The organism is Paraburkholderia sp. BR14374 (assembly GCF_040948685.1).
In the GTDB taxonomy this organism is placed as follows: Bacteria; Pseudomonadota; Gammaproteobacteria; order Burkholderiales; family Burkholderiaceae; genus Paraburkholderia; species Paraburkholderia youngii.
The window spans coordinates 240,813-261,037 of the sequence record NZ_JBFPKF010000003.1; the positions used below are offsets into that span (position 1 = coordinate 240,813).

Below are 20,225 nucleotides of genomic sequence, written 5' to 3' on the forward strand. Positions count from 1 at the left end.
GCGAAAAACAGAAATCCCGCATGCGGCAGTATAAGTCTTGAATCAATGGTTAGACAGGAATGTCAGGCCAACCTTGACGATTCGTGCTGCTGACCGACCGGCTTTCTCGCGAAGAAAATTATCGCGAGCGTTAGATAACGACACCGGACGGCGCGCGGTTTGCCCGCGCGCCGTTCACGTCATTGCCGCACGACCGGCGGCGGCTGCCAGCTGCCGTCGGTGGCTTGCGGCTTCGGCGCATACAGGCGCAGCACCAGTTGCATGTCCGCGCGCGGTGCGGGCAGCCAGTTGCCGGTGCGGCTGCGCGTCGACGACACGACCACGTCGAGCGAACCGTCGCGATTGCGGCGCGCGCCATTGCGATCGCCAACCGCGAGCCGCGCCGGCGCGTTCTCGCTCAGCGCGCCATCCTTCGTGTACGCGGTGATGGTCCAGAATCCGCGCACCGGCGGCAACTGGTTCGCCGCGAAGTGGATCACGTAGCGATTCGCGCCGTTCAGCGTATTGCCGTCGCTGTCCTGAGTGACGACCGCGCGTACTTCGTCATCCTTCGTACCGATCCCCAACTCCGCGCTCGCCGCATACGCGCGCAATGCGTAGTCGGGACCATAGTTGCCGACGCCGTCGCCGAGCCAGCTCCAGCCGTTCGCGCTCAGCAGATTCGACGGCGGCGTCGCGACACGCTCGCGACCATCGGCGAGACCGGCCGCGAGCACAGCGGATGACTTCGGCAGCGCCACGGGATCGCCAGGCGTCACGCCGAGGTCGGAGAGGAATTTGAGCGCATGCGGATCGGCCGGTGTTGGCGGATTGTCAGGCAACGCGTCGGCAAGACGGCCGAAGAAGCCGCTTGCATCGAGCGCGGCGACCTGCTGCGCCGGCGTGCCGCTCGGGCCCGCGACGCTGCTTGCATAACCGCGCGGCGGCACCGCCGGCTCGGCGTCGCCGACGAACACGCTCAGCGGCTCCAGACGGATCGCGCGCTGCAGCTTGCGCACCGCGTTCAGATCGCGCGCGCCGCTCGACTGGATGCGCACGCTGATCCAGGCGTTGCGGGTCGGCACTTCGACGCGCGTCGCGCTCTTCGGCAGCTCGCCCTTCCAGCTCGGTGCGACGAACGCGATCGTCTGCGCGCGCAGGCCCTTCGCCGTGCCCGTGCGCGCGGCGAACTGCGGTCCGGTCGACCACGCGACGTTGGTCCACATGTCGAGCACGCGTGCATCGACGTAACGGCCATGCGAATCAGGTAGCGCCAGGATCACCGGCTCGGCTGCAAGGTCGAGCCAGCCGGTCGAGTCGAGCGTGTCGAGGCTCGGCTGCGGCGGGTTGGTCGCGCCGATCGGCGGCAGCGCCTGCGCGTGGCGCAGCGTGTTGAACGGAGCCTGGCCCGGCTCGGCGCCGACCGCCGCATCGCGCGCGGCGCTCATCAGCACGAGCGGATAGCCGAATAAGTACGAGTCGCCGACTTCGTCCTTGACCCAGCCGTTGCTTTGTTGCGTCGCGGTGGGCGTCGACGCGCAGCTGGCCAGCAGTGCGAAACCCGCGAGCGATATGCAGGATATGCAGGTTCGTTGCAGCAAAAACAGTTCTCGGAGATTTTTTATCATTCGTTCAGAGTGCGGAGCGTGCAGTCCTGTAGGAGATGCCGGTGTGCAGCGCCACGTGCATGCGCGGTTCTCCCGAAACACTGCGCAGCGAGTCCGCGGATTGCGATTCCGACAACCTCGCGTTGTATCGTATCCTTCCTAGCCAGGCAAGCACAAAGCAGCGTCGTTGCCACATTATGTTCCCGCCCCAACGGCTCGCGCGAGCGCGCGATGCTTTTTGATTCGCGAATCCGTCGATCCGCCGTCTCGCCGATTCGCCCTCACTCTTTCGTCGTCCTGCATTCGGAGCGTTTCAATGTACATGCCCGCCCATTTCGAAGAGAACCGTCCAGAGGTTCTTCACCGCCTGATCGCCGAGCACTCTTTCGGCGCGCTGATTACGCATGGCCCCAATGGGCTCGACGCGAATCATTTGCCGTTCGAGGCGCAGGAGGACGCGGCGGATTCGTCACGTCTGGTGCTGCGCGCGCACGTCGCGCGGGCGAACCCGGTCTGGCAGGAAGCCGCGACTCATCCAGAAGCGCTCGTGATCTTCCAGGGGCCGACCGCCTATATTTCGCCGAGCTGGTACCCGAGCAAACACGAAACGCACAAACAGGTGCCGACCTACAACTATATGGTCGTACATGCTCATGGCAGGATTGTGGTGCATGACGATGAATCGTTCGTGCGCGGCCTCGTCGCGCGGCTCACCCGCAAGATGGAAGCCGGCGAGCCGGTGCCGTGGAAGATGGGCGACGCGCCGGCCGACTACATCGCGCAGATGCTCGGCGCGATCGTCGGTATCGAGATCGAAGTGACGCGGCTCGTCGGCAAATGGAAGCTCGGCCAGAACAAGGCGGCCGAAGACCGGCGCGGCGCGGCGCAAACGCTGCTCGCGCGCGACGGCGATCAACAGAAAGCGGTGGGACAGGCGATGCTCGATGCGCCGCCGGCGTTTTGACGGCGGGCGCATAATCCGGCCTTGACCTTCCCGTCATGGGAAGGTCGATACTGGCTTCACCATGCGGCCCAATGCCGCCACGAGCCTTGCCTGCCATGACCGGACTTGCCAACCCGCAGCGCCCCGCCGACGCTGCCGCTTCCCCTTCCCCTTCCCCTTCACTCACGCGCGTCGTCGAACTCGACATCGGCGGGATGACTTGCGCGTCGTGCGCGAGCCGCGTCGAAAAAGCGCTGACCAGGCTGCCGGGGGTGGCGCGCGCATCGGTGAATCTCGCGACCGAGCGCGCCCGCGTGGAAAGCGACGCGACGCTCGCGCCTCAGCAACTGGCCGAGGCCGTGCGCAAGGCCGGATACGAAGCGACACCGGTCGCCAACGCCGATGTCGCCGAACAGACAATCGCGACGCTTGCCGCGACACCCGCCGACACGCCGCCGACCACTGAACTGGAGATCGGCGGCATGACCTGCGCCGCCTGCGCGTTGCGCGTCGAAAAGGCGCTCGCGAAGGTGCCTGGCGTCGCGCGCGCGTCGGTCAATCTGGCGACCGAAACCGCCACCGTTCATCCGCAAGGCACCGCATCCGCCGATGCCGCCGCGCTGATCGCCGCCGTCAGAAAGGCCGGCTACGAAGCGACGCTGAGCGCGCCGCGCGCTGCTGTCGCTCCGGCCGAGACAATGGCGGCGACGGCGGCGACGGCCGCCTCGACTGGCGCCGTCAGCGACATCCTCGACACGACGCCTGCCCCGGCCGTCGACCGCAAGCAGGTTCAAATCCGCCGCGACCTCGCGAGCGTCGGCGCGTGCGCGCTGCTGACGCTGCCGCTCGTCGCGCCGATGTTCGGCGAATGGTTCGGCCTGCACGCGATGCTGCCGGCGTGGCCGCAGTTCGTGCTCGCGTCGATCGTGCAGTTTGTGTTCGGCGCGCGCTTCTATCGCGCCGCCTGGCGCGCGGTGCGCGCCGGCGCGGGCAACATGGACCTGCTGGTCGCGCTCGGCACATCGGCCGCGTACGGCATCAGCGTCTACGAACTCGCGGTGCATCCGGGCGACACGATGCATCTGTACTTCGAGGCATCGGCAGTCGTGATCACGCTGGTGCGCTTCGGCAAATGGCTCGAGGCGCGCGCGAAGCGCCAGACCACCGACGCGATCCGCGCGCTCAACGCGCTGCGCCCCGAGCGCGCGCGCATCCGCGACGGCGCCGGCGAACGCGAGGTGCCGCTCGCGCAGGTGCGGGTCGGCAGCATCGTGATCGTGCGGCCGGGCGAGCGCGTGCCGGTCGACGGCGCGGTGCTCGAAGGCCGCACGCATATCGACGAAGCGCTGATCACCGGCGAAAGCCTGCCGGTGCCGAAGCAGACCGGCGACGCCGTCACGGCCGGCTCGATCAACGGCGAAGGCGCGCTCGTGGTGACGACCACCGCGATTGGCGCGGAGACGACGCTCGCGCGCATCATCCGGCTCGTCGAAAGCGCGCAGGCCGAGAAGGCGCCGATTCAGCGGCTGGTTGACCGCGTCAGCGAAATCTTCGTGCCGGCCATTCTCGCGCTCGCCGCTCTGACGCTGATCGGCTGGCTGCTCGCCGGCGCGGGCGCGGAAACCGCGATCCTGAACGCGGTCGCGGTGCTGGTGATCGCCTGCCCATGCGCGCTCGGACTCGCGACACCCGCCGCGATCATGGCCGGCACCGGCGTCGCCGCGCGCCACGGCGTGCTGATCAAGGACGCGGAAGCGCTCGAAATCGCGCATCGCGTGTCGATCGTCGCGTTCGATAAAACCGGCACGCTGACGCTCGGCCAGCCATCGGTGACGGCGTTCGAGCCGGTCGGCGGCGTGAGCCGCGACGAAGCGCTCGCGCTCGCGGCGGCGGTGCAGCGGCATAGCGATCATCCGCTGGCGCGGGCGGTGGTGCGCGCGTCCGAGGCTCAACTCGGGCAACTCGCTGGCGAAGCCGGCGGGCCAAGCGCCACCGCCGCTCGCGCCGTCGCCGGCCGGGGCGTCGAAGCCGACGTCGACGGCCGCACCCTCGCGCTCGGCAGCACGCGCTGGCTGCATGAGCTCGATATCGCGCTGCCGCCCGCGCTCACCGCGCGCGCGCAGGAACTCGAAGCGGCAGGCAACACGGCGTCGTGGCTGATGACGCGCGGGCCCGACTCCCCCGAAGCGCTCGCGCTGATCGCGTTCGGCGACACGGTCAAGCCGACCGCGCGCGCGGCTGTCGCGCGGCTCGCGCAAATGGGCATCCGCAGCGTGCTCGTGACCGGCGATAACCACGGCAGTGCGGCGAGCGTCGCGCGGGCGCTCGGCATCGACGAATTCCACGCCGAGGTGCTGCCCGACGACAAGGCCCGCGTGATCCGCGACCTGAAGATGCGCCACGCCGGCATCGTCGCGATGGCAGGCGACGGCATCAACGACGCGCCCGCACTCGCCGCCGCCGACATCGGCATCGCGATGGCAACCGGCACCGACGTCGCCATGCACGCCGCCGGCATCACGCTGATGCGCGGCGACCCGGCGCTGGTCGCCGATGCGATCGACATCTCGCGCAGAACCTGGCGCAAGATCCAGCAGAACCTGTTCTGGGCATTCGTGTACAACCTGATCGGCATTCCGCTGGCCGCATTCGGCTTGCTCAATCCGATGCTCGCGGGCGCGGCGATGGCGTTTTCGAGCGTCAGCGTCGTCACCAATGCGCTGCTGTTGCGGACTTGGCGCACAGCGCCCGGCCGCACCGTCGCCCAGGCGCGCCAAGCAGCGTAGGAACACCCTTCCGGCCTTCCGTCTCGTCCTTTTGGGGGGCCCATTGCGGCCCCTTTCAGCCTGTTACGGCCGCCTTTCATACAGCCTCAAGCCCGCCGTCTCCCGAGCCGTAAACCAGTCAACCGATGCCCGATCGCGGCCACGCCCGACGAGCATCGCCCAATCCCCATTTCACGCCTGCCCATGAACTCATTCTTCTCGCGCCGCGCCAGCGTCGGCGCACGGCTTGCCGTGCTCTCGTGCGTGCTGGTCGCGGTCATTTTCAGCACCTTCGCGTGGGCGCTCGCACGGGCCGCCGGCGACCAGGTGCGCGACCAGGTGCTCGCGCGCATCGCCGACAAAGACCGCTCGATCGCCGCGATGATCGCGCTGTTCGACAAGGCGCTGTCGGCCGAGGTCGATCGATCGATGGCGCTATTCGCTAGCTTCCTGCCCACCGACTTCTCGCTCGACGACACGCAGAAGGTCGATATCGGCGGCACCGCGACGCCGACTTTCAAAGCCGGCGACAAGGTGCTGAACCTCGACTTCACGATTCCCGACCAGTTCCTCCAACGCAGCGGCGCGATCGCGACCATTTTTGCGCGCAGCGGCGACGACTTCGTGCGCGTGACCACGTCGCTGAAGAAGCAGGACGGCACCCGCGCGATCGGCACGCTGCTCGACCGCAAGGGGCCCGCCTATGCGCCGCTGCTCGCGAACCGCACGTACACCGGCCTCGCCCCGCTGTTCGGCAAGCGCATGATCACGCAGTACAAGCCGATCACCGACGCGAGCGGCCGAGTGATCGGCGCGCTGTTCGTCGGCGTCGACGTGGACAAGGAGATCCAGTCGGTCCAGGACGGCATCCGCGCGCTGAAGATCGGCGCGACCGGCTATTACTTCGTGCTCGACGCGTCGAGCGGCGCGGAGCGCGGCAAGCTGCTCGTGCATCCGGCTGCCGCCGGCCAGAAAGCCGACGACGCGAACGCACCGTATCAGCGCATGCTCGACATGAAGCAGGGCGAGCTCGACTACCGCTCGGCCGACGCGACCCTCGGCGAGAGCGACGCGGGCGACAAGTTCGTGTCGTTCGTCACGGTGCCGGAGTGGCAGTGGCTCGTCGGCGGCGTCGCGCCGCGCGACGAAGTGATGGCCGACGTCGTGCGCACCCGCAACGCGTTCCTGCTGCTCGGCCTCGCGCTGGTCGGCCTGTTCGCGATCGTGTTTCTCATCGCGGTGCGGCGGCTCGTCAGCCGTCCGCTCGAGGAAGCCGCGCGTGCGTCCGAGCGCCTCGCCGCGGGCGATCTGAGCGTGCGAGTGGCGCACGGCCGCACGCGCGCCGACGAGATCGGCCGTCTGATGCAGGCGATCGACGGCATCGGCGAAGGGCTCGCGCGCATCGTCGCGCAGGTGCGCAACGCGTCGGCCGGCATGTCGGCGGGTACCGAGAAAATCGCCCCCGGCAGCGGCCGCATCGCGACCCAGGCAAGCAGCCTCGAGGAAACTGCCGCGAGCATGGAGCAGATCACGTCGACCGTGCAGCAGAACGCCGATCACGCGACCGAAGCGAACACGCTCGTCACGCAAGCCGCCGACGCCGCGCTCGAAGGCGGCCGCGCGGTCGAACGCGTGGTGTCGACGATGGGCGAGATCGGCCGCTCGTCGCAAAAAATCGCCGAGATCACGACGGTGATCGAGGGTATCGCTTTCCAGACCAACATCCTCGCGCTGAACGCGGCCGTCGAAGCGGCGCGCGCGGGCGAGCACGGCAAGGGCTTTGCGGTCGTCGCGTCGGAAGTGCGCGCGCTCGCGCAGCGCAGCGCGGCGGCAGTGAAGGAGATCGAGGGAGTGATCGCGGCGTCGGGCGCGAACGTCGACAGCGGTTTTCGGATTGCCGAAGAAGCGAGCGCGACGATGCAAGGCATCGTCACTCAGGTCGGTCAGGTCCGCGCGATCATGAGCGAGATCAACGTCGCGTCGCGCGAGCAGTCGGGCGGCATCGAGCAGGTCAACCGGGCGGTCACGCAGATCGGCGAGGCGACGCAGCAGAACGCGACGATCGTCGTCGATGCGGAAACCGCCGCGGCCGAATTGCGCGAGCAGGCTGCGCGGCTCGCGCAGCTGGTCAGCGTGTTCAAGCTGGAAGGCGAGCGCGGCTGACGGATCTGCCTACTGCGGGCGGCGGCGCACGGCGCCCGCCGCGCTCAGAACTCGACATCCAGTTCGTCGATCTCCTCGACCTCCTGCCGCGCTAGCGAGATCCACTCGCGCATTTCGGGCAGCGCCATGATGTGCTGCCCGTATTCGACGATATCCGGCTCGAGTTGCACGTCATAGGTCACGAAACGCGTGACCACCGGCGCGTACATCGCGTCCGCCGCGGTCCGCTCGCCGAACAGGAACGGACCGCCGTACTCCTTCAGGCATTCACGCCAGATCGTCACGATCCGCTCGATATCCGACTGCGCGCGCGCCCAGACCTTGAAGCCCGGGAAATGCGCCTTCAGGTTCATCGGCAGCGCCGAGCGCAACGACGCAAACCCCGAATGCATCTCGCCGCAGATCGAGCGGCAATGCGCGCGGGCGCGGATCTCATGCGGCAACAGCGCGGCTTGCGGCTTCAGCTCGTTCAGATATTCGGCAATCGCCAGCGTGTCCCAGACCTTGACGCCGTCGTGCACGAGGCATGGCACCAGAATCGACGGCGAGAGCAGCAGTAGTTCGGCGCGCGTCGCGGGGTCGTCGATCGGCACGACGAGTTCCTCGAACGGCAAGCCGCTGAACTTCGTCAGCAGCCAGCCGCGCAGCGACCACGACGAATAGTTCCTGCTGCTAATCGTGAGCGTAGTATTTCCCATGCGTGTGTCCTCCAGATCGGGTATCGCGCCGCGCGTGCCTGCACTCATGCACGCCGCGGTGCGCGCGCGCACCAAAGCGCGGCAAGGCCGGCCCGTTTCGCCTACGCACGCAAGTGATATGCCGACGCACGCGAGACATGCCGCGACATACCGCGGCACACCGGGCGACGCGCGCCAGCGCCTGGCGCACCGCTTGCTTTTATTCGGGTTCCTGTTTTTCTGGCGCATTCGAGTGAAAGTATGAATCTGTTCGCCTATCCCGCCTATCAGGCCTGCGCCGACATGCTGCTGCCGCTGCGACACGGCGCGGCGCTGGCGAACCACTCGCTCGATGCGTGGCCGACATTCGCGGCTACGCCCCACGGACGCTCGCTGCGCGCGACCTGCGAACTGCTGATGCTCGGCGGACTCACGCCGACGCGGCCACCGTTTGGCATCGACAGCGTCGTCACCGAAGGCGGGCCGGTCGCGGTGGTCGAGGAAGTCGTCGCGTGCACGCCGTTCTGCTCGCTGCTGCATTTTCGCAAGGACGCCGTGCTTTCGACGCCGCAGCCGCGCGTGCTGATGGTTGCGCCGATGTCGGGACACTTCGCGACGCTGCTGCGCGCAACCGTGCGCACGATGCTGCCCGAGCACGACGTCTATATCACCGACTGGCACAATCCGCGCGACGTGCCGCTCGGCGAGGGCCGCTTCGGCTTCGACGAGTTCGTGCGCCACGTGATCGACTTCACCGCGACGATCGGGTCCGGCACGCATCTGCTGGCGGTCTGCCAACCGACCGTCGCGGCGCTCGCCGCCGTCGCGCTGATGGCCGCCGACGACCATCCCGCGCAGCCGGCCAGCATGACGCTGATGGCCGGCCCGATCGACACGCGCATCAATCCGACCCGTGTCAACGAACTGGCGAGGAGCCGGCCGCTCGAGTGGTTCGAGCGCAACCTGATCAGCGCGGTGCCGTTCGGCTTTGCGGGCGCGCAGCGTCGCGTGTATCCGGGCTTCGTTCAGTTGGCCTCGTTCATGGCGATGAATCCGGGCCGCCACGCCGACTCGTTCGAAACGATGTACTACGAGCGCGGCAAGGGTGATCCGCAAAAAGCCGACACCATTCGCACGTTCTACGAAGAGTACTTCGCGACGATGGATCTGACGGCCGACTTCTATCTGGAAACCGTCGACACGGTCTTTCAGCAGCATGCGCTGCCGCTGCGCGCGCTCGAAGTCGAGGGGCGTCTGGTCGAGCCGTCGAAGATTCGCCGCACCGCATTGTTGACCGTGGAAGGCGAAAAGGACGATATCTGCGCAGTCGGTCAGACGCTCGCCGCGCAGGACATCTGCGATCGTCTGCGGCCGTACCTGAAGACCCATTACGTGCAGACGGGCGTCGGCCACTACGGCGTGTTCAGCGGACGCCGCTGGGAGCGGCACGTTTATCCGCGCGTGCGGGCCGTGATTTACGACAACGAACCGCGCGCAGTGCTCGTCAGTTCACGCGCGCGTCCGATCCAGCCGGTGCCCGCGGCGACCGCGGCCGAAGTCACGGCGGCCGCGCCGGTCGCGGCCTCTGTTGTCGGAGTGGAAGTGGATGCGCCCGTAGGCGGGAGCGAGAGCGGCAACTGCGATTCCTCGGCACAATCGTCCGGGCAGCCGTCACGCAAACCGCCGTCCGTGACGTCCTGAGCGTTCAGGCCGTTGGCCGGATCATCTGGAACATCTCGCCGATCTGCGCATAGTCGGCGCGATAGCCCGCGCGCATGATCGGCTGCGCGGCGTGCGTGTCGAACAGGCCGTCCTTCAGATAGGCCTCGTCGATATGCACGCCGACCACCTGGCCGAGCGACAGATAGTTGTCCATCGGCTTGCCCTCGACATCATGCAGACGCACGATCTGCAGCAGCTTGCATTCGAGCGCAGCGGGCGATTCGGCCACGTGCGGCACCGCCACGTTGCGGCCCGGCGCGGGCGTGAGCCCGGCCAGTGCGAACTCGTCGACGTGCGGCGCGACCGGCGCCGACGAGCGGTTCATCTGCTCGGCAAGCGGCCGGGTAGCGAGATTCCACACGAATTCACCGGTCGCCTCGATGTTGGCGAGGCTGTCCTTGCGGCCCTCGCTGCTGAAACCGATGATCGGCGGAAAGGTCGCGAACGCGCCGAAAAAGCTGTATGGCGCAAGGTTGAGCGCGCCTTGCGCATCGCGCGAAGAAATCCAGCCGATCAGCCGTGGCGCGACGATCGCCTTGAAAGGATCGTGCGGCAGGCCGTGGCCGGCGGCGGGATCGTAGAAGTAGTGAGGCATGACTTGAGACTCGTGTGATCTTCAGCGCAAAAAGCGGCGCAGAAGCAGATCCGGAACGGCTACTTATACAGCACTAGCCGCGCCCGATCACGCGCTTGCGCCCCTCCTTGACCCGCGCGATCCGCGCTTCGTCCCAGTCATGAAAACCCGCGCCGCTGCGCACGCCGACCCGCCCGGCGTCGACCTGCGCGCGCAGCAGATCGATCACGTCCTCGTCCTTTGCGAGTTGCGGCATCAGATGCGACGCGATGTCGATGAAGGTGTCGAGCCCGCCCATATCCGCGCTTTCGAACGGTCCGACGATGCCCCAGCGGCGTCCGAGCGAAGCCTTCATCACGCGATCGACGACTTCGGGCGTCGCCGCCCCCGAACGCACGATATGCAAGGCCTCGCGCAGCACCGCGAACTGCAGCCGATTGCCGACGAAGCCAGCAATCGCCTTCGCGAGCACGACCGGCTCCATGCCGATCGCGCTCATCAGCCCGGCGGTTTGCTGCACGACTTCGGGCGCGGTCTCGGTGCCCGGCACGACCTCGACGAGCGGAATCATGTGCGGCGGGTTCCAGAAATGCGCGATCACGAAGCGTTGCTTCGCACGCAGCGGGGTGGCGAGCTGGTCGGGCGGGAAGCCGCTGGTGTTGCTCGCGAGGATCGCATCGTCGGCGAGCAGGCCGGTCAGTGTCGCGTAAAGGCGATGCTTGAGTTCGAGCACCTCGGGAATCGCCTCGATCACGAAGCGCGCTTGCGCGACCGCGGCGAGCTGCACGTGCGTTTCGATGCGCGCGAGCGCCGCCTGTTTGGCGGCATCGTCGATCCGGCCCGCGTCGATCAGCTCGTCGAGCACCGCTTGCGCTTTCGGCGCGACGCTCGCGAGCCGGGCCGGATCGACGTCGTGAACGATCGTCCGGTATCCATGCAGCGCGGCCCGCGTCGCAATGCCGACACCCATCAATCCGGTGCCCACCACCCCTATCGCCACATCCTGCGTCGTCTTGCCCACACGCACTCCCCGCTAGCGTCGATCAAAGTCCCGAAGCATAGCGCAGCACGCTGCATTCCCCCGGTGGGACTTGCAAGCCCAAATGCGACGAAGCCGGTCTTTCCGTGGAGGGAAGACCGGCTTCGTGGACTCGCGCCGCCTGTTGCGGCGCGGTCAGGTGCGCATTAGTAGCGCGGGGGCGGCGGGCGGTGATCGTCGTGATAGCCGTCTCGATGGTGCGGATCGTAGTCGCGCGGATGACGGCGCATCCAGTCGTCGTGCGCCCAGTAGCGGTGGCCGTCCCAGTAACGATCGCCGTGCCAGCCGATGTTGATCGATACGCCCGCCGGCATCATGTGCGGTTGATCGTACACGACCGGCGCCGGGCGGTGCTCGACGATCACGCGGTCTTGCGCGAATGCGCTACCGGCCGCGACGAGCGCGCCGCCCGCGAGTAGCGTTGCGATCAGCGAGCGCGATGCCTTGCCAAAGGTTTTCATAATGACCTCCCGTCAAAGTTTTATTCCAGGCCAGCGTCCGTGTTTGCCCGAATCGTGCGATTCGCTTCCGAATCAGACGCCGTACGCTTGAGACCCACTTTAGCGGCCCGCATCGCGTGAAGACGTTAGCACTTGTAAGCGCGCATTTCATAGTCGGAGGCGGATGACGGAAGCTCGATTTCGCTTTCTCACTGCATTGAACAAGGCTTACACGGCGGCGCTGTCGTTCTACCCGCTGAATCAGCATGAAAGCCGGTTACATTCATTTCGGCGCCGAAATATTCCGCACGCGCAATGGTGCGTCGCGGTAAAACGCCGCCAAAAAACAAAAAGCCACGATTCGCATTTCGCGAATAGTGGCTCAATGAATAACGCACCCGAGGTGCGCGCCCCAGCGCGTCGTATCGCCTGAGGAAGGTACGGCTGGACTTAGTCCGTCAGCTTGACGCCGAACAGCGTGGACTGCGCGCGGCGCAGACGCTCCGCTTCGCGGGCACGCGCCGCATACGAATAGTCCGAATCCAGCGGCAGATGAGGCGACGCAAAGAGGTCGCTGATCTTTTGGAACAGTGCAAAGATGAAGCTCATGGCGACTCCCGGTTAGTGACTGCATTGCTAGGGTTTTCCCTTAGCCATGATTATAGGGGTTTTCCCTAGGAAAAAGCTAGTGCAATGCAGCAAAATTTCGGTGCGATTGTCGCGGTGTCACGGGGCCGGGAGGTGTTGCATCGCGACAACATCCCCGATTCAACGACCAGGTGGGCGGCCGTGCTGAGCGCGAGCATGCCTTGCGTGTGTCGGCGTAGCGCTGGGCTGTAGGGGCGCGTTGGGGAGCGCCGCGTTGGGGCTCGTGACGGCGGCGCTCGCCGGCACCGCGTTCGCCGTCGCGGCCATCGCCGTATGCGCGTCGAGCAGGCTCACCATCGCCGCTTGCTGGTTCTGCATCATCTGTTCGATGCGCTGTTGCTGGGCCGTCGTCTCGTGCGTGAGGCGCATCAGCAGCAGCGTCTGCGCGATGCCGATTGCCACCGTCACCAGCAGTGCACCGACCACGATCGACAGCATCCATTTCACGCGCCGCGAATGATCGGTCGCGGCGCGGCGCTGATCGGCGATCACGCCATAGAGCGCATCGACCGTATCGGCAAACGCGGTGGCACGCGCGCGGTCGAGTTCCGGTTCCGAGCGTAGCGCAGTGGCAGCCGCGTCGGTGCGGCGCGCGTCACGCCAAGACGTGGCGAATCCGGTGTGGTTCTCTGCGGACGCGGGCCGGGGTGTCGTCAACGGCGCGGTGGTCGAGGACTTGTCGTCCTGTTTCGGCGTCACAGCCTCTGGCGAGGCGGACTGAGTACGCGTCACGGACTCGTTGGTGAACTTGCGCGCGCTACTGTCGTCGGTCGCGGCGGACGTTGCGTACGAGGCTGGAATCGCAGCCGCAGTCGCATCGCGCGATGCCGTCGCGGCTTTCGCAAAGGTCGCGGCGAAACGCTGCTGCGGCTTGCCCGCGCCCGCCGTCGCTGCCGACTCCGCTTCAGCCGCCTGACGCAATGCGGTCACGCTGCGCGCGACGGTCGCGGCGGCCATCGCCGAGCTCAGCGGCGCGGATGACTCACGCGAAGGGGGGGTGGGCTTGTCGTCGGTGTTTGCTTCGGCGTTCGGCGTCGCATCGTCGGAGGCGCCGTTCGCGGGCTTGCTTGCGGGCGCATCGGCAGCCGCCATCGCCGGTTCGACGTCAAACCCGCTCAACTGCTCGTTCACCGGCATCAGTACATCCAGTTTCGCCGCACGCGGTGCGCGGCGCGCAGTCTTGTCGAGCGCCATGTGTTCATCGAATGCGCCGACCGCCTGCAGCACCACGTCCGGCAATTCGAACCCGTGCAGCGTGCCTTGGCGGACGTCGATGTTCATCGCTTCGAGCGTCGCGCGGGTGGGATCGTCGGGGAACAGGTCGAGCGTGCTGTCGTCGCGCGCGACGCCGCTCAGTTGCGCGAGGCGTTGCGCCGAGCGCGCCGCGCGCGCCAGCTTGTTTTCGGTTTCAGTGGAGACGGCGCCCTGCCGCTGCTTCTTCGAAGCGACGCGCCGGGGCCTGGACTGCGGGGATGCTGCGGAATCTGCCATAGAGGAAAAAGCGGTCGTCGCCAGGAACGGGCGCCGGAAGCCGCTCGTCATTGCCGTTGGAATATTTAGAGCCCGCATTGTCGCATGGCGCTCCGCCCGCGCCGAAGCCATTCCCCGACGATTTGCGCGCTTTCGAGCCCCTCGCGCGTTTCACGACCTCGTAGCGTCGAACATTCCGAATGCTTGCTTGACTCGAGGTGTCAGCGCGTGGCGTTTGCTTTATGCTAGGCCGCAGACCACAGCGACCCGGCCGGGCGGACCCCTGAGCCGTCACCCTGAGCGCCGCCTCGATACATTGCGCACGTTACGCGCCCGAACCAACCGACCATGCCAAGCACGATCCCTCCCCCTGCTTCGACGACCACCGCCGCGAACGCGCTGCGCGAGCACTTCGCGAACGTGGTGCTGCCGATGTGGCGCGGGCCCGGCTTCAACCACGCGTTGCAGCTGCCCTACGAAGCGCTCGACGCCACCGCCGAGCCTTTGCCCGCGCAACGCTATCGGGCGATGGCGTGCGCGCGGCAGTTGTTCACGTTTGCGCAAGCGGGCGACATGGAACACGCGAGCGTGCTGTTCGATTCGCTGACGCGCACCTTTCGGGACGCCGACCACGGCGGATGGTTTTATAGCGTCGACGCGCTCGGCGTGCCGCTCGACACGACGAAGGACCTCTACACGCACGCGTTCGTCGTGTTCGCTTGCGCGGAATACGCGCGGCGCTCCGCCAACCTCGACGCGCTGAAGCTCGTACACAGCACGACCGCGCTGATCCAGTCGAACTTCGCGGCCGACGGCGATCTGTTCAACGCCGCGCTGAACGTCGACTTTTCGAAAGTCACCGCCACGCCGCTGCAGAATCCGCTGATGCACCTGACCGAAGCGTGGCTCGCCGCCTGCCAGGCGACGCGCGATAACGTCTTCGGCGCCGCGTTGCGCCGCCTCGCTGGCGCGGTCGCGCGACACTTCGTGCATGCGCCGAGCGGCTGCATCGCCGAACTGCCGATCGGTGCGAGCGGCAACCGTCTGGAGCCGGGACATCAGTTCGAGTGGTACTGGCTGGTCAGGCAGGCTGGCGCGCTGTTCGACGGCACGGGGCTAATGGAAGCGCTGGCGCGCGCTTTCGCCTTCGCGCAGCAGCATGGGGTGGACCCGAACAACGGCGGGGTGTGCGCATCGCTCGACGAGGCTGGCAACGTCAGCGACGCGACTCAGCGGATCTGGGCGCAGACGGAATACCTGCGCGCGCTCGCCTGTCACGACGATCCGGCCGTGCGCGCGGCGCTGCCGCAACAGATCGCGCGTTTTCAGCGATGCTTTTTGCATGAACATGGCTGGTTCGAATGCAAGATGTCGAGCGGTGAAGTTGCGCGCGCCGACATGCCGTCAACCACGCCTTATCACCTGGCTACCGCCTACGCGGCGCTACCTGCGGGTGCCGAATCGGCAGCGGGAACTTAGCCGAATTTGGACATCGATAAATGTAATTGAACGCTCGATCGTCTCAATAAGGAGCCGCATGCACGGACGACGATCCGCCGCCGGGTCGCGAGGAAATTAATGCCGCTGGTAAACCCTGGCGCGAAAAAAGTTCTCGCCAAACGTTCTCAAAGCGCGAAAAACATCAAAACCGGGAATACCCGGATGCATGTTGATTGGCGTCTGTCATAAAGACGTGATACAACTCTTCCCTCGCGCTCGCTTTGCATTCACGCAAGAGCGGTCGCGATGCAATACACAACATTTATTTGGATCAAAAATGGCAACAGGTACTGTTAAGTGGTTTAACGATGCAAAGGGCTTTGGCTTCATCACCCCGGACGACGGCGGCGAAGACCTGTTTGCACACTTCTCGGAAATCCAGGCATCGGGCTTCAAGTCCCTGCAGGAAAACCAGAAAGTGTCGTTCGAAGTCAAGCAAGGCCCGAAGGGCAAGCAGGCTGCAAACATCCAGTCGATCTAAGTACCTTCAGGTACTTTGAGACAGACTTGGACGTCAAGATAGGCCTCTAAAGGCCCCTGCGTCTAATGCAAATGGCTCGCTTTACGCGGGCCATTTTCTATTTCTGCGTCGCGTTTTCAAGCGTCGCTGCTTAAAGCGCATGCATTCCGGTTAATGCAAATTCAGCATTGACTGCGGACATTGCACTGCGCTGTTGCGTGCGCAACACACTTTCAGAAATTTCGAATACCGAAACGGCCTGTTTCAATTGCTCGGTCTGCTGATGCAGCGAAGCAGCCGCAGCCGCGGCCTGCTCGACGAGCGCCGCGTTCTGCTGCGTCATCTCGTCCATCTGCACGACCGCCTGGTTTACTTGCTCGATGCCGGTGCTCTGCTCGAGCGACGACGCGCTGATTTCGGCCATCATCTGCGTGACGCGCGAGATCGACGCCGACACATGGCTCATCGCTTCGCCGGCGCGCTCGACCAGCGCCGAGCCGCCCTGAATCTCCGCGACCGATTCGCTGATCAGCGTCTTGATTTCCTTCGCCGATTGCGCGCTGCGTTGGGCGAGGCCGCGCACTTCGCCGGCCACGACCGCGAAGCCGCGGCCCTGCTCTCCGGCACGCGCCGCCTCGACGGCGGCATTGAGCGCGAGGATGTTGGTCTGGAACGCGATACCGTCGATCACCGAAATGATCTCGGCGATTTTGTCTGAGCTCTGCGCGATGCCGCGCATCTTGTCGACCACCTGGTTGACGACTTCGCTGCCGCGCGACGTTGCGTCGAGCGCGGTCTCGGCGAGCGCGTTGGCTTCGCGCGCGTGATCGGCGTTCTGGCGCACGGTCGCCGTCAGTTCTTCCATGCTCGACGCCGTTTCCTCGAGCGATGCCGCCTGGTTTTCGGTGCGTGCGGACAGATCGGCGTTGCCGGTCGCGATTTCGTTGGCGCCGAGATGGATCGAGTCGGCCGATTCGCGCACGCTCCTGACGGTGCGTGCGACGCTCGCCTGCATCGTCGCGAGACCCGAGAACAGGCGGCCGATTTCGTTGCTGCCGCGCGCGGCGATCGGTTGATCGAGACGGCCTTGCGCGATGCGCTCGAAGTGGCGGCCCGCCTCCTCGAGCGGTGCCACGACGCCGCGGCGCAGCGCTGTATACACGGCTAGCGTGCCGGCGACCAGCACGAGCAGAATCACCACGCTGACGATGCGAAACGCCGCCACGCGCGCATCGATCGAAGCTAGCGACGCGCGGCTCGCGGCGTCGCCGAATTGCTCGAAGTTGTGCACTTCCGACAGATAGGCGTCCTGGAACGATTGCGTGGGTTGATCGAGGAAGGCCTGGATATTGTTCGAGTCGAGATACTGCACGAGCTCCGCGAGCGCGCCGTGCAGCGTCTTGTAGCGTTCGGCGAGCGCGGTGGCGCGCGCGCTGTCTTCGTCGCTGGTCTTCTGGGCGCTCATGAAGCCCGCGAAAGACTGATCGGCGGCGGCGAGCTGTTCGCGAGCGTGCTGCACGATGTCCGTCGGCTCGGCGCCGCCGCGCACCATGCGCGTGCCGGCGCGCGACAGGTTGATGCGCGCGTCCATCAGGCGCTGCGTAGTCTGGTTGACCGCGTCGACCTGCTTCAACGCGATGCTCGCCAGATCGCCGACGTCGTCGTGCGTGCGCGTCAGCGACCAGAAGCCCAACGCTACCGTGACGAGCTGGAAGACGCAGAACGCGGCCAGAACACATAGCAGGCCGGATGCGACCTTGATCTTGCTGAACATCGGGGACACCTAGGAACAAAGGATGACGGAGGCTACACCAGGGTTAACGGCAGCCCGATTAATGGCTTGAGGCCAAATCCCGCAAAAAGCGCCCTACGTGCAGGTTTCATCGGCGATCGTCGCGATTGTGGTCGTTTTGCGCAACAATGCTCCGTTCATCGCGAGGAATCACCTTGCGCAGTGCAGCGGCACTTCCTAGAGTGGGTAGGGACCGCGTGGCGCTCGCCGTGCGGATGTACTGCTGCACCGATGCACCACCCCGACCCTGCACGAAGGAACCACGATGACCGACCTACTCGACCGGGCGCGCGGCGCACTGCACGCCCAGCCGTTCAGCATGCTGCTAGGCGCGGAGTTGATGCACGCCAGCAGCGAAGAGCTCACCCTGTGTCTGCCGATTCGCGATGAACTGCGGCAGCAGCATGGTTTCGTGCATGGCGGCGTCATCAGTTATCTCGCCGACAATGCGTTGACGTTCGCGGGCGCGCTGTCGCTGGGTCCGAGAGTCGTGACCGGTGAATACAAGATCAACTATCTGCGCCCGGCAGTGAAGGGCACGCTGATCGCGCGCGCCAGCGTCGTCTATGCGGGCCGGCATCAGGCGACCTGCCAGTGCAGCGTGTTCGTGATGGAGGGGAATCGCGAGAAGCTGGTGGCGGTTGCGCAGGGGACCGTGAATCGGATTGGGGAGAATGGAGAGCAGGAGGCGGGGAGTTAAAGCCGCGCGGCATAAAAAAGGCCGCTCCTGCGCGTAACAGGAACGGCCTCGCATTTCACAGCGACAAGACAGGAAGAGAAAGCGCGTTACTCCGCCGCGTAAGTCTTCTGCGTCTGCTCGCCCAGCCCTTCGATACCCAGACGCACCGTCTGCCCCGGCTTCAGGAATACCGGGTTCGGCTTCACGCCCATGCCGACGCCCGGCGGCGTGCCGGTCGAGATCACGTCGCCCGGCTGCAGGCTCATGCACTGCGACACATACGACACCAGCTTCGCGACACTGAAGATCATCGTCTTCGTGCTGCCGTTCTGGTAGCGATGGCCGTCCACTTCCAGCCACAGGCTCAGGTTCTGCGGATCGGCGACTTCATCGCGCGTGACGACCCACGGGCCGATCGGGCCGAACGTGTCGAAGCCCTTGCCCTTGTCCCACGTGCCGCCGCGCTCGATCTGCCATTCGCGCTCCGACACGTCGTTGACGATGCAGTAGCCGGCCACGTGCTCGAGCGCGTTCGCTTCGTCGACGTACTTCGCCGCCTTGCCGATCACGACGCCGAGTTCCACTTCCCAGTCGGTCTTCTTCGAGCCGCGCGGGATCTCGATGTCGTCGTTCGGGCCGCTGATCGCGCTCGTCCACTTGTTGAAGATGACCGGTTCGGCCGGCACCGGCAGGTTCGATTCCGCCGCGTGATCCGCGTAGTTCAGGCCGATGCAGATGAACTTGCCGATCTTGCCGACGCACGGGCCCACGCGCGGATTGCCTTCGACGAGCGGCAGCGTTGCCGGATCGAGTGCGCGCAGTTTCGCGAGGCTTTCATCGCCGAGCACAGCGCCGTCGATATCGCCCACCACCTTCGACAGATCGCGAATCTTGCCTTGCGCGTCCAGCAGGCCCGGCTTTTCCTGGCCCTTCGGCCCATAACGAAGCAGTTTCATCGTTGCACTTTCCTTTACGTTCAGTAGTGTTCGGTTCGTCAACCAATCAGAATCAGTTCGACCATCCGCCGTCGATCACATGGAGCTGGCCCGTCGTGAACGACGACTCGTCGGACGCGAGATACAGCGCGAGCGCGGCGATTTCCTCCGGCTTGCCGATGCGGCCCATCGGCTGACGCGCGACGAACGCGGCCTGCACCGCATCGACCGACGCGCCCTGCGCCTGAGCCTGCGCGGCGATTCGCTGTTCGAGCGACGGCGAAGACACCGTGCCCGGGCAAATCGCGTTACAGCGTACACCACGCGTAACGAAATCCGCGGCGACGGACTTGGTCAGCCCGACCACCGCGGCTTTCGACGCGCCGTAAGCAAAGCGGTTCGGCACACCCTTCACGCTCGACGCCGCCGACGACATATTGATGATCGAACCGCCGCCCTTCTCCAGCATGCCCGGCAAAAACGCGCGAATCATACGGTACATTGCCTTCGCGTTGAGGTCGAACGCGAAATCCCAGTCCTCCTCGCTGCATTCGAGGATATTGCCCGCATGCACGTAGCCCGCGCAGTTGAACAGCACGTCGATCGTGCCGACTTCAGCGGCGAGCGCCTTGATCGCCGCGCCGTCGAGCACGTCTAGCTTGCGCGCCTCGACCGGCTTGCCGGCGAGTCCGTCGATGCGGATATCGGTGGCGATCACGCGCGCGCCTTCGCGCGCGAACAGTTCGGCGGTGGCGAGACCGATGCCTTGTCCCGCCGCGGTGATCAGGGCCGTTTTGCCGGCCAGTCTTTGCGTCATCTACGACTCCAGTTG

Annotated in this window: 18 protein-coding genes; 8 read left to right on the forward strand and 10 right to left on the reverse strand. The window is 65.9% G+C overall.

The annotated features are described in order from the left end of the window. Positions 1-179: 179 nt before the first annotated feature. On the reverse strand, positions 180-1,607 hold the full coding sequence (locus AB3X86_RS08205) for a DUF1254 domain-containing protein (protein ID WP_368595570.1): 1,428 nt from the start codon (positions 1,605-1,607) through the stop codon (positions 180-182). Between the two features lie 295 nt (positions 1,608-1,902). On the opposite strand from AB3X86_RS08205, the gene AB3X86_RS08210 reads away from it, so the two are divergent. The 3 genes from AB3X86_RS08210 to AB3X86_RS08220 all read left to right on the forward strand — a co-directional run bounded on the left by AB3X86_RS08210 (position 1,903) and on the right by AB3X86_RS08220 (position 7,457). After that, on the forward strand, positions 1,903-2,550 hold the full coding sequence (locus AB3X86_RS08210) for an FMN-binding negative transcriptional regulator (RefSeq protein WP_368595571.1): 648 nt from the start codon (positions 1,903-1,905) through the stop codon (positions 2,548-2,550). Between the two features lie 95 nt (positions 2,551-2,645). Next, positions 2,646-5,315, forward strand: coding sequence for a heavy metal translocating P-type ATPase (locus AB3X86_RS08215; protein ID WP_368595572.1), 2,670 nt, complete (start codon positions 2,646-2,648; stop codon positions 5,313-5,315). 183 nt (positions 5,316-5,498) lie between these two features. Continuing rightward, a complete protein-coding gene (locus AB3X86_RS08220) occupies positions 5,499-7,457 on the forward strand; it encodes a Cache 3/Cache 2 fusion domain-containing protein (RefSeq protein WP_368595573.1) in 1,959 nt (652 codons plus the stop codon). 44 nt (positions 7,458-7,501) lie between these two features. On the opposite strand, the gene AB3X86_RS08225 is transcribed toward AB3X86_RS08220, so the two are convergent. Continuing rightward, positions 7,502-8,155, reverse strand: a complete 654-nt coding sequence (locus AB3X86_RS08225) for a glutathione S-transferase family protein (RefSeq protein WP_176107154.1) — start codon at positions 8,153-8,155, stop codon at positions 7,502-7,504. A gap of 240 nt (positions 8,156-8,395) precedes the next feature. Here AB3X86_RS08225 and AB3X86_RS08230 point away from each other — a divergent pair, with 240 nt between their 5' ends. After that, positions 8,396-9,835: a polyhydroxyalkanoate depolymerase gene (locus tag AB3X86_RS08230; protein ID WP_368595574.1), complete on the forward strand. Its 1,440-nt coding sequence runs from the start codon at positions 8,396-8,398 to the stop codon at positions 9,833-9,835. Between the two features lie 4 nt (positions 9,836-9,839). Here the strand turns inward: AB3X86_RS08230 and AB3X86_RS08235 are convergent, their stop codons facing one another. The 3 genes from AB3X86_RS08235 to AB3X86_RS08245 all read right to left on the reverse strand — a co-directional run bounded on the left by AB3X86_RS08235 (position 9,840) and on the right by AB3X86_RS08245 (position 11,930). Continuing rightward, positions 9,840-10,451, reverse strand: a complete 612-nt coding sequence (locus tag AB3X86_RS08235) for a flavin reductase family protein (RefSeq protein ID WP_368595575.1) — start codon at positions 10,449-10,451, stop codon at positions 9,840-9,842. A 73-nt stretch (positions 10,452-10,524) separates the two neighbouring features. Then, positions 10,525-11,451 carry a 3-hydroxyacyl-CoA dehydrogenase family protein gene (locus AB3X86_RS08240; protein ID WP_368595576.1) on the reverse strand — a complete coding sequence of 309 codons (927 nt, stop codon included), beginning with the start codon at positions 11,449-11,451 and terminating at the stop codon, positions 10,525-10,527. Between the two features lie 164 nt (positions 11,452-11,615). Further along, a complete protein-coding gene (locus AB3X86_RS08245; protein ID WP_368595577.1) occupies positions 11,616-11,930 on the reverse strand; it encodes a hypothetical protein in 315 nt (104 codons plus the stop codon). A gap of 163 nt (positions 11,931-12,093) precedes the next feature. Here AB3X86_RS08245 and AB3X86_RS08250 point away from each other — a divergent pair, with 163 nt between their 5' ends. Beyond that, the gene (locus AB3X86_RS08250) at positions 12,094-12,342 is read left to right on the forward strand and encodes a hypothetical protein (protein WP_368595578.1); all 249 of its coding nucleotides are present in this window, start codon (positions 12,094-12,096) and stop codon (positions 12,340-12,342) included. A gap of 17 nt (positions 12,343-12,359) precedes the next feature. Here AB3X86_RS08250 and AB3X86_RS08255 read toward each other — a convergent pair whose 3' ends face one another. Together AB3X86_RS08255 and AB3X86_RS08260 are read right to left on the reverse strand one after the other, a co-directional pair. After that, entirely contained in the window at positions 12,360-12,518 is a 159-nt protein-coding gene (locus AB3X86_RS08255; RefSeq protein WP_368595579.1) for a hypothetical protein, read from the reverse strand. Positions 12,519-12,677: 159 nt separating this feature from the next. Continuing rightward, positions 12,678-14,048, reverse strand: a complete 1,371-nt coding sequence (locus AB3X86_RS08260; RefSeq protein WP_368595580.1) for a hypothetical protein — start codon at positions 14,046-14,048, stop codon at positions 12,678-12,680. Positions 14,049-14,375: 327 nt separating this feature from the next. On the opposite strand from AB3X86_RS08260, the gene AB3X86_RS08265 reads away from it, so the two are divergent. Both AB3X86_RS08265 and AB3X86_RS08270 read left to right on the forward strand, forming a co-directional pair. Next, a complete protein-coding gene (locus tag AB3X86_RS08265) occupies positions 14,376-15,506 on the forward strand; it encodes an AGE family epimerase/isomerase (protein ID WP_368595581.1) in 1,131 nt (376 codons plus the stop codon). A gap of 298 nt (positions 15,507-15,804) precedes the next feature. Next, positions 15,805-16,008 carry a cold-shock protein gene (locus tag AB3X86_RS08270; protein ID WP_013092907.1) on the forward strand — a complete coding sequence of 68 codons (204 nt, stop codon included), beginning with the start codon at positions 15,805-15,807 and terminating at the stop codon, positions 16,006-16,008. A gap of 130 nt (positions 16,009-16,138) precedes the next feature. On the opposite strand, the gene AB3X86_RS08275 is transcribed toward AB3X86_RS08270, so the two are convergent. Further along, complete coding sequence (locus AB3X86_RS08275) at positions 16,139-17,761, reverse strand: methyl-accepting chemotaxis protein (RefSeq protein WP_368595582.1); 1,623 nt, start codon at positions 17,759-17,761, stop codon at positions 16,139-16,141. A 283-nt stretch (positions 17,762-18,044) separates the two neighbouring features. Between AB3X86_RS08275 and AB3X86_RS08280 the strand changes: the two genes are divergently transcribed. Then, positions 18,045-18,479, forward strand: coding sequence for a PaaI family thioesterase (locus AB3X86_RS08280; RefSeq protein ID WP_176120798.1), 435 nt, complete (start codon positions 18,045-18,047; stop codon positions 18,477-18,479). 86 nt (positions 18,480-18,565) lie between these two features. Here AB3X86_RS08280 and AB3X86_RS08285 read toward each other — a convergent pair whose 3' ends face one another. Together AB3X86_RS08285 and AB3X86_RS08290 are read right to left on the reverse strand one after the other, a co-directional pair. After that, positions 18,566-19,414: an ureidoglycolate lyase gene (locus tag AB3X86_RS08285; protein WP_368595583.1), complete on the reverse strand. Its 849-nt coding sequence runs from the start codon at positions 19,412-19,414 to the stop codon at positions 18,566-18,568. Between the two features lie 52 nt (positions 19,415-19,466). Next, the gene (locus AB3X86_RS08290) at positions 19,467-20,210 is read right to left on the reverse strand and encodes an SDR family oxidoreductase (protein ID WP_368595584.1); all 744 of its coding nucleotides are present in this window, start codon (positions 20,208-20,210) and stop codon (positions 19,467-19,469) included. Positions 20,211-20,225 lie beyond the last annotated feature (15 nt).